Here is a 7,746-nt window from a genome sequence, read left to right on the forward strand (position 1 = left end):
TTTTTATTTATAAATGTACGTACAAATAGTATAATTATATTAACTATGAAAAAGTTTAAAAGTTAAGCCTATAGTTGTATGGTGTATTAATATTTCTACACATATAACCATCTGAAACCATACAAGTGGAGGATACGATGATTAAATATAAACAAATTAAAGCACAAATCAAAGAATGGATACATGAAGAAAAGATCAAACCAGATGAAAAATTACAATCGGAAAATGAATTAGTTGAACTTTTCCAAGTAAGTCGTCATACCATCCGGCAGGCGCTTAATGAGCTTGTCCATGAAGGGTGGTTATATCGACAACAAGGCCGTGGTACCTTTTGTAGTAGTCTTATTAAAAAAGAGCCCCCTCAAATTGATAAGACAATTGGAATTATAACAACCTCAATTACAGATTATATTTTCCCATCTATCATTGGTGGAATTGAATCATACTTGAGTGATAGAGGGTATAATTTATTACTTGCCAGTACAAATCATGACACTGCAAGGGAAAGAAAATGTTTAGATAATATGTTGAGCCAAAAGCTCGATGGACTAATTGTAGAACCGACCAAAAGTGCTATTTACAACCCGAATCTGAATACTTACTTAACGATTGAAAAAAATAAAATTCCCTATGTGATGATAAATGCCGCCTACTCAGAGCTACAACCAGCTAGCCTAACTGTCGATGATGAGGCTGGAGGGTTTTTAGCAGCTGAACATTTTATTAAATTAGGTCATAAGAAGATAGGGGGTGTTTTTAAAATTGATGATTTGCAAGGTGTTAATAGGATGAAGGGATTTATGAAGGCCCATAGGGAGTATAATATTCCAATCCAACCGGATACGATTATTACCTTTATGACTGAAGACCGAGGTGCGAATCTTTACGAACAGATGCAAAATGTACTAGCCGAACGCGAGCATCCTACTGCCTTCTTTTGCTATAATGACCATATTTCTATTGTTCTACTAGATGCAATACGTGAAAAAGGTTTACGAGTACCAGAGGATATTTCAATAATAGGTTTTGATGATTCACAACTAGCACTTGCCTCTGAAGTGAAATTGACAACCATTACTCATCCAAAAGTAGATATGGGAAAGTTAGCTGCAAAATTAATAGTCGATGCAATTGAAAATGGGAAGGAAATAACAATCTCAGATTCTGTTATTTTCACTCCAGAACTAGTTATACGAAATTCAACAGGACCACTGCCAAACAGTGTAAAAGAATAATCTGGCAACAAGCAAAATTATGCTTGTTGCCAGATTTTTTTTCGAAATACTTTCCAAGGTTAGGTAAAATTCTGTGTAAAATGTTTAGTTAATTAACGGTAGACTAAAATTTCTAAATATTTAAAAAATATTGTGGTAAACTTGTACGTACAATTATATAATAGATGTATAGATATTATTTTAAGGAGGAGGACAAATGCTTTCTGAATTAAAAGAAGCTGTACTTGAGGCTAATCTGCAATTACCAAAATATAATTTGGTTACGCTTACATGGGGGAATGTTAGTGGGGTTGATCGTGAGAACAACCTAATAGTGATAAAGCCCAGTGGTGTACCGTATGAGGAATTAAAGGTCGAAGATATGGTTGTTGTTGACTTTAACGGAAATATTGTTGAAGGTAAGTTAAGACCTTCATCAGATACACCGACACATCTCGTTTTATATAAAGCATTTCCTGCAATTGGTGGAATTGTCCATACCCATTCTGCGTGGGCGACAAGTTGGGCTCAGGCGGGTAGAAGCATACCTGTACTTGGCACCACACATGCAGATTATTTTTATGGGGATATTCCATGTACACGTAAAATGACAGAGTTTGAAATATTAGGAGACTATGAGATAAAGACAGGGCTAGTTATAGCCGAAACATTTCAAAAGCAACAATTAGATCCTGAACAAATACCTGGTGTCCTTGTGGACGGACACGCACCTTTTGTTTGGGGAAAAGATACAAGTAAAGCAGTAGAAAATGCAGTCGTTTTAGAAGAAATTGCAAAAATTGCAACATCTACATTCACTTTAAATCCGAAAGTGGAGCAAATAAATCAAAAGTTACTGGATCGTCATTTTTATAGAAAACATGGTGTGAATGCCTATTACGGACAATAAATGGACTGAGAGGAGCTTTGATAGTGAAAAAATATACTATTGGTGTTGATTATGGGACCGAGTCAGGTCGAGCTGTTCTATTTGATATTACAGATGGAACTGAGGTTGCGGATCATGTAACACCATACCCGCATTCAGTGATTGATCAAACACTCCCGATAATAGGACTCTCTTTAGGGGATGATTGGGCACTGCAACATCCGCTTGACTATATTCATGTTCTTACGAATTCCATTCCTTCTGTTATTAAAGAAGCTGGTATAAATCGAGAACAAGTGATTGGTCTAGGGATTGATTTTACTGCATGTACCATGCTGCCTGTCGACAAACAAGGAACCCCTCTTTGCTTGAATGAAGAACTTGCATCTGATCCCCATAGTTGGGTCAAACTTTGGAAACATCACGCAGCTCAAGACGAAGCAAATCGCCTAAATGAGATTGCAAGGAATAGAGCCGAGGAGTTTTTAGCAAGATATGGTGGGAAAATTTCTTCTGAATGGATGATTCCGAAAATTTGGCAAATTTTAAATGAAGCCCCTCATATTTATGACAGAGCGGATCAGTTCCTTGAAGGTACAGATTGGGTGATTTCTAAACTTACAGGAGAAGTAAAAAGGAATAGTTGTACTGCGGGTTACAAGTCGATTTGGCATATGCAAAAAGGGTACCCATCAAAGGAATTTTTCAAGGCACTAGATCCACGTCTTGAACAAATAACTGAGACAAAATTACGGGGAGAAATCTATCCGATTGGAACGAAAGCAGGAGATTTAAAGGAGGAGATCGCAAAACAAATAGGATTATTACCTGGGACAGCTGTCGCAGTTGGAAATGTTGATGCACATGCAGCGGTACCAGCGGTTGGCGTTGTATCTCCGGGTAAATTAGTGATGGTAATGGGGACTTCAATTTGTCATATGCTCCTTGGAACCGAAGAAAAAGAAGTTGAGGGTATGTGTGGTGTAGTGGAAGACGGGATTATTCCAGGTTATTTCGGTTATGAAGCAGGTCAGTCCGCTGTTGGCGATATCTTTGCATGGTATGTGGATGAGGCGGTTCCTGCATACGTTAAGGATGCTGCACAGAAAGAAGGGCTAAGTATTCACCAATGGCTAGAAAAACAGGCTGCATCTAAAAAACCAGGAGAAACAGGGCTATTAGCACTTGATTGGTGGAATGGTAACCGTTCTGTTCTTGTTGATACAAATTTAAAGGGACTCATTCTAGGTTTAACATTAGCGACCAAGCCAGAGGAAATATACCGTGCATTACTAGAAGCAACCGCATTTGGTACACGAAAAATTATAGAAGCATTCAGAGATAATGGGGTCACCATTCATGAATTGTATGCGTGTGGTGGATTACCTCAAAAAAATAAATTATTAATGCAAATTTATGCTGATGTGACAAATCTAGAAATCAAAGTAGCTGCATCTAAACAAGTAGCTGCCCTAGGTTCCGCAATGTTTGCAGCGGTAGCAGCTGGTGAAGAAAAGAGTGGGTACCGTTCGATCGTAGAAGTTGCCGAAAAAATGGCAAGAGTTGAGGAAGAAACGTTCCGACCGAAAACTGAAAATGTGAAAATTTACAATCAACTATATCAAGAATATAGCAGGCTCCATGACTATTTTGGTCGCGGGGAAAACAATGTGATGAAACGATTGAATGTCATAAAAGAAGAAGCAATAAATTCTAAAATATATGCAATTTAGGGGGATTTCAAGAATGAAAATAAAAGCTTATGAATTTTGGTTTGTGACAGGAAGTCAGGATTTATATGGTCCGGATGTTTTACAACAGGTAGCCGCTCATACCCAACAAATGACAAAATCATTAAATGAAAAGCTTCCTTTCGATCTCGTATTCAAACCGGTTGTGAAAAGATCAGAAGAAATTAGAAATGTCATCATTGAAGCTAACTCATCGGAAAATTGTGCTGGAATCATCACTTGGATGCATACCTTTTCTCCAGCAAAAATGTGGATTGCAGGATTAAGTGAATTAATGAAGCCTCTTTTACATTTACATACACAATTTAATCGTGATATACCTTGGGATAAAATTGATATGGATTTTATGAATTTAAATCAATCCGCACATGGTGACCGTGAATTTGGATTTATCGGAGCTAGAATGAATATCCCCCGCAAAGTAGTTGTAGGATACTGGGATAGCCCAAAAGTTATTGAACGTATTGAAAAGTGGCTTTATACTGCAGTTTCATTTTCAGAAAGTAAGAAACTAAAGGTCGCTCGTTTTGGAGACAACATGCGTAATGTAGCAGTCACAGAAGGAGATAAGATCGAAGCGCAAATCAAATTTGGCTGGACCGTTGATGGATACGGGATTGGGGACCTTGTTAAAAGAATGAAAGAAATTTCGGAAGCAGCAGTAGATTTGCTACTCGAGGAATATGAACACTTATATGATATTCCGCATGAAGGATTTGTGCCAGGGCCAGTTCGGGATTCAATACGTGAACAAGCCCGGATTGAATTAGGTTTGAAAGCATTTTTAACAGAAGGTGGTTACAATGCATTTACAACAACCTTCGAAGACCTGCATGGTATGAAGCAATTACCGGGACTTGCTGCTCAGCGACTAATGGCAGAAGGATATGGTTTTGCTGGAGAAGGTGATTGGAAGACAGCAGCATTTGTTAGGCTAATGAAAATAATTGCAGCTGGAAAAGAAACATCATTTATGGAAGATTACATCTACCATTTAGATCCAGAAAATGAACTTGTACTTGGTTCGCATATGCTTGAAATTTGTCCAACAGTAGCAAACAGTAGACCAAAGATAGTTGTTCAGCCACTTAGCATTGGTGGAAAAGAAGACCCAGCCCGTCTAGTTTTCGATGGTGTAAGTGGCCATGCTGTAAATGCCACAATTATTGATTTAGGGAATCGCTTTCGCCTATTAATCAATGAAGTCGAAGCTGTGGAACAAGAGAGTGAAATGCCAAATTTGCCAGTAGCACGTGTGCTTTGGAAACCATACCCATCATTAAGTGAAGCAGCAGAAGCTTGGATTCACGCAGGTGGCGCTCATCACACAGTATTCTCTACAAAAGTAACCACTGAACAATTAATTGACTGGGCAGAGATGATCGGAATTGAATATACTTTAATCAATAAAGATACCAAACTATCATCATTTAGGAAGGAACTAAAATTACAAGATATTACAGCCCGTTTAATGTGAAACCATAAAATTCATTTGGAATTCTTGTTGCAGGGAAGGAAACCGACTTTGTCATCTTGGATGATAATTACGATATAAGTATGACCTTTTGCCATGGCTTGATCGCCTATTACTAAGAAAGTCTAAAGAAATAATGATGGGATTGTCTTTTAGTGGGTCCAGACCCTTTAGAAGACAATCCCTTTCTTATATTATCGAATTCTTGTTTCCGTTTCTACATTAAAGAAATGGATTTTATTCATATTTAAGGCAAGTTCAATTATTTGTCCGCTTTGAATATTTGCATTAGCATCTAGACGTGCGACAAAATTTTGACCTTCTAAACTTGAATAGATCATTAATTCTGCACCTGTTAGCTCGGAAACATCTACTTGAGCAATAATCGCTGAACCTTTTAAGGATTCAATGACAGTGGGATCATTATGAAAATCTTCAGGACGAACGCCAAGGATGATTTCTTTGCCAACATAGCCCTTATCACGCAGTAACTTCATTTTTCCTTCAGGTACCGCAAGTTTAGTACTTCCTGCTTTAAATCCGCTCTCTTCAAGGATTCCGGTAAAAAAGTTCATTGCTGGTGAGCCAATAAATCCGCCAACGAAAACATTTTCTGGATTATCATAAACCTCTTTAGGGGCTCCAACCTGTTGAATTAAACCATCCTTCATTACAACAATTCGTGTTGCCATAGTCATGGCTTCCGTCTGATCATGAGTAACATAAATCGTTGTCGTCTGTAATCGTTGGTGAAGCTTAATAATTTCTGAACGCATTTGTACACGTAGTTTAGCGTCAAGATTGGAAAGCGGCTCGTCCATTAAAAATACCTTTGCATCACGAACGATCGCTCTTCCCAATGCAACACGCTGACGCTGTCCGCCTGATAGAGCTTTTGGCTTTCGATCTAGATAGGTTTCAAGACCTAGAATTTTAGCTGCATCTTTTACCCGTCGGTCAATTTCAGTCTTTGAGAATTTCCTCAGCTTTAACCCGAATGCCATATTATCATAAACGCTCATATGTGGATAAAGGGCATAGTTTTGAAAAACCATCGCAATATCCCTGTCTTTTGGCGGAACATTATTAACTCTTTTCCCATCGATATAAAAATCACCTTTTGAAATCTCTTCAAGTCCGGCAATCATACGTAAGGTGGTGGATTTTCCACACCCGGAAGGACCAACGAAAACAATAAATTCTTTATCATTAATATCGAGATTAAAATCTTCAACAGCTGTAACCTTATTGTCATACACTTTGTAAATTTGTTCGAGTTTCAATTCCGCCATGTTAAAAGCCCCTTTTTATTTTATTTAATAAAATTGTAAACAAAATAGAATCTTCTGAATATGGGCTGTGTGCACAAACTTTTTATCGAATATTTATGCGGTATGGCTATTAGAAGTTTTACCTTATGGCCAATCAGTCTCTAATAGGAGACATGCAAGGAAAACAGTGATCGTGCTGTGAAAATCCTTTAGGTTGACACCTGTTTTCTCGGCAAATTTATCCAATCTATACTGCAATGTATTGCGGTGAATATAGAGCTGTTTTGCTGTTAAGGTGGCATTGGAGTTATTTTCTAAAAAGCGTTTAACAGTCGTTAATAACTCAGGCTCATCGGCAATTTTTAAGAGCAATTGGGATCGCAGCCATTCCTGCATATGTTTAGGCAGGTGATTAGAGAGCATGAAAGGAAAACATTTTTCAAAAGTATGAAATGGCTGAGCAGGCATTAGCTGAATTACATTTTCAAAGAAATATTTATCCTCTTTCAGATGATCTGGCCAGTCTTTCGATAACGATTGAACCTTACCACAGTAAAAATAGGCCTTTATGAAAAAGTCGCTTTGAATTGTTTGACTCAGGGAAAGAAACAAGTCTCCGTTAATTTTTTGCTCAGGGTTCCTTTCAATAATAACCCCGCTTTCATGATCCTCCCATAGAATAATTGAGTCATCAGGGAAAAAACCGTAAATAGCTTCCTCAAGGTCATTTCGTTCCCACTCAATTCCATTTAGATGGTACAGAATTAAGCGATATGTTGAATCTTGGTATTCTGGGGGAAGCTCTCCTTGTAAATAAAGGAAATCATACCATTTTTGCGCCTTAGGATGGATTTTCAAAGAAGTAGTTTCATAATGTAGTAGAGTTTTTAGCAAGGCTAGCTCTTGTTTAGAAATGCTTTCAAACGGAATACCCAGCCATCTGGGGTTAGTATCATCTTTAAACCAATAATAATTAATATAATAGCTATAATTAGGCTGTTCCGATAGCACCAAAGATTGATTGTAATGTGACAATAATTTATTAAACATAATTTATCTCTCCATTACTGGATAAATTCTTTTTGTGAAAAACTTCCTACTTTAAGTATAAAATGATCAAGGTATTATTGAGTATACAGTATTTAGT

General features: G+C 37.5%; 6 protein-coding genes. 4 read left to right on the top strand and 2 right to left on the bottom strand.

The genetic code is table 11. From position 1 onward, the window contains the following. Nucleotides 1-137: 137 nt before the first annotated feature. The 4 genes from V7164_RS18635 to araA all read left to right on the top strand — a co-directional run bounded on the left by V7164_RS18635 (nt 138) and on the right by araA (nt 5,331). Nucleotides 138-1,235, top strand: a complete 1,098-nt coding sequence (locus V7164_RS18635; RefSeq protein ID WP_335346459.1) for a GntR family transcriptional regulator — start codon at nt 138-140, stop codon at nt 1,233-1,235. Nucleotides 1,236-1,431: 196 nt separating this feature from the next. Continuing rightward, nucleotides 1,432-2,124 carry an L-ribulose-5-phosphate 4-epimerase gene (gene araD, locus V7164_RS18640; RefSeq protein WP_335346460.1) on the top strand — a complete coding sequence of 231 codons (693 nt, stop codon included), beginning with the start codon at nt 1,432-1,434 and terminating at the stop codon, nt 2,122-2,124. A 20-nt stretch (nt 2,125-2,144) separates the two neighbouring features. Then, on the top strand, nt 2,145-3,836 hold the full coding sequence (locus V7164_RS18645) for a ribulokinase (RefSeq protein ID WP_335346469.1): 1,692 nt from the start codon (nt 2,145-2,147) through the stop codon (nt 3,834-3,836). Nucleotides 3,837-3,849: 13 nt separating this feature from the next. Then, nucleotides 3,850-5,331, top strand: a complete 1,482-nt coding sequence (gene araA, locus V7164_RS18650; RefSeq protein ID WP_335346461.1) for an L-arabinose isomerase — start codon at nt 3,850-3,852, stop codon at nt 5,329-5,331. Between the two features lie 191 nt (nt 5,332-5,522). Here the strand turns inward: araA and V7164_RS18655 are convergent, their stop codons facing one another. Then, nucleotides 5,523-6,620, bottom strand: a complete 1,098-nt coding sequence (locus V7164_RS18655) for an ABC transporter ATP-binding protein (protein ID WP_335346462.1) — start codon at nt 6,618-6,620, stop codon at nt 5,523-5,525. 123 nt (nt 6,621-6,743) lie between these two features. After that, the gene (locus V7164_RS18660; protein WP_335354862.1) at nt 6,744-7,649 is read right to left on the bottom strand and encodes a PucR family transcriptional regulator; all 906 of its coding nucleotides are present in this window, start codon (nt 7,647-7,649) and stop codon (nt 6,744-6,746) included. Nucleotides 7,650-7,746 lie beyond the last annotated feature (97 nt).

Source organism: Bacillus sp. JJ1474 (genome assembly GCF_036965225.1).
Classification (GTDB): Bacteria; Bacillota; Bacilli; order Bacillales; family Cytobacillaceae; genus Cytobacillus.

What these genes read in the sequence shown, in the direction of transcription:
- V7164_RS18635 (WP_335346459.1), top strand. Translation starts at nt 138, where the DNA reads ATGATTAAATATAAACAAATTAAAGCACAAATCAAAGAATGGATACAT.
- araD (WP_335346460.1), top strand. Translation starts at nt 1,432, where the DNA reads ATGCTTTCTGAATTAAAAGAAGCTGTACTTGAGGCTAATCTGCAATTA.
- araA (WP_335346461.1), top strand. Translation starts at nt 3,850, where the DNA reads ATGAAAATAAAAGCTTATGAATTTTGGTTTGTGACAGGAAGTCAGGAT.
- V7164_RS18655 (WP_335346462.1), bottom strand. Translation starts at nt 6,620, where the DNA reads ATGGCGGAATTGAAACTCGAACAAATTTACAAAGTGTATGACAATAAG.
- V7164_RS18660 (WP_335354862.1), bottom strand. Translation starts at nt 7,649, where the DNA reads ATGTTTAATAAATTATTGTCACATTACAATCAATCTTTGGTGCTATCG.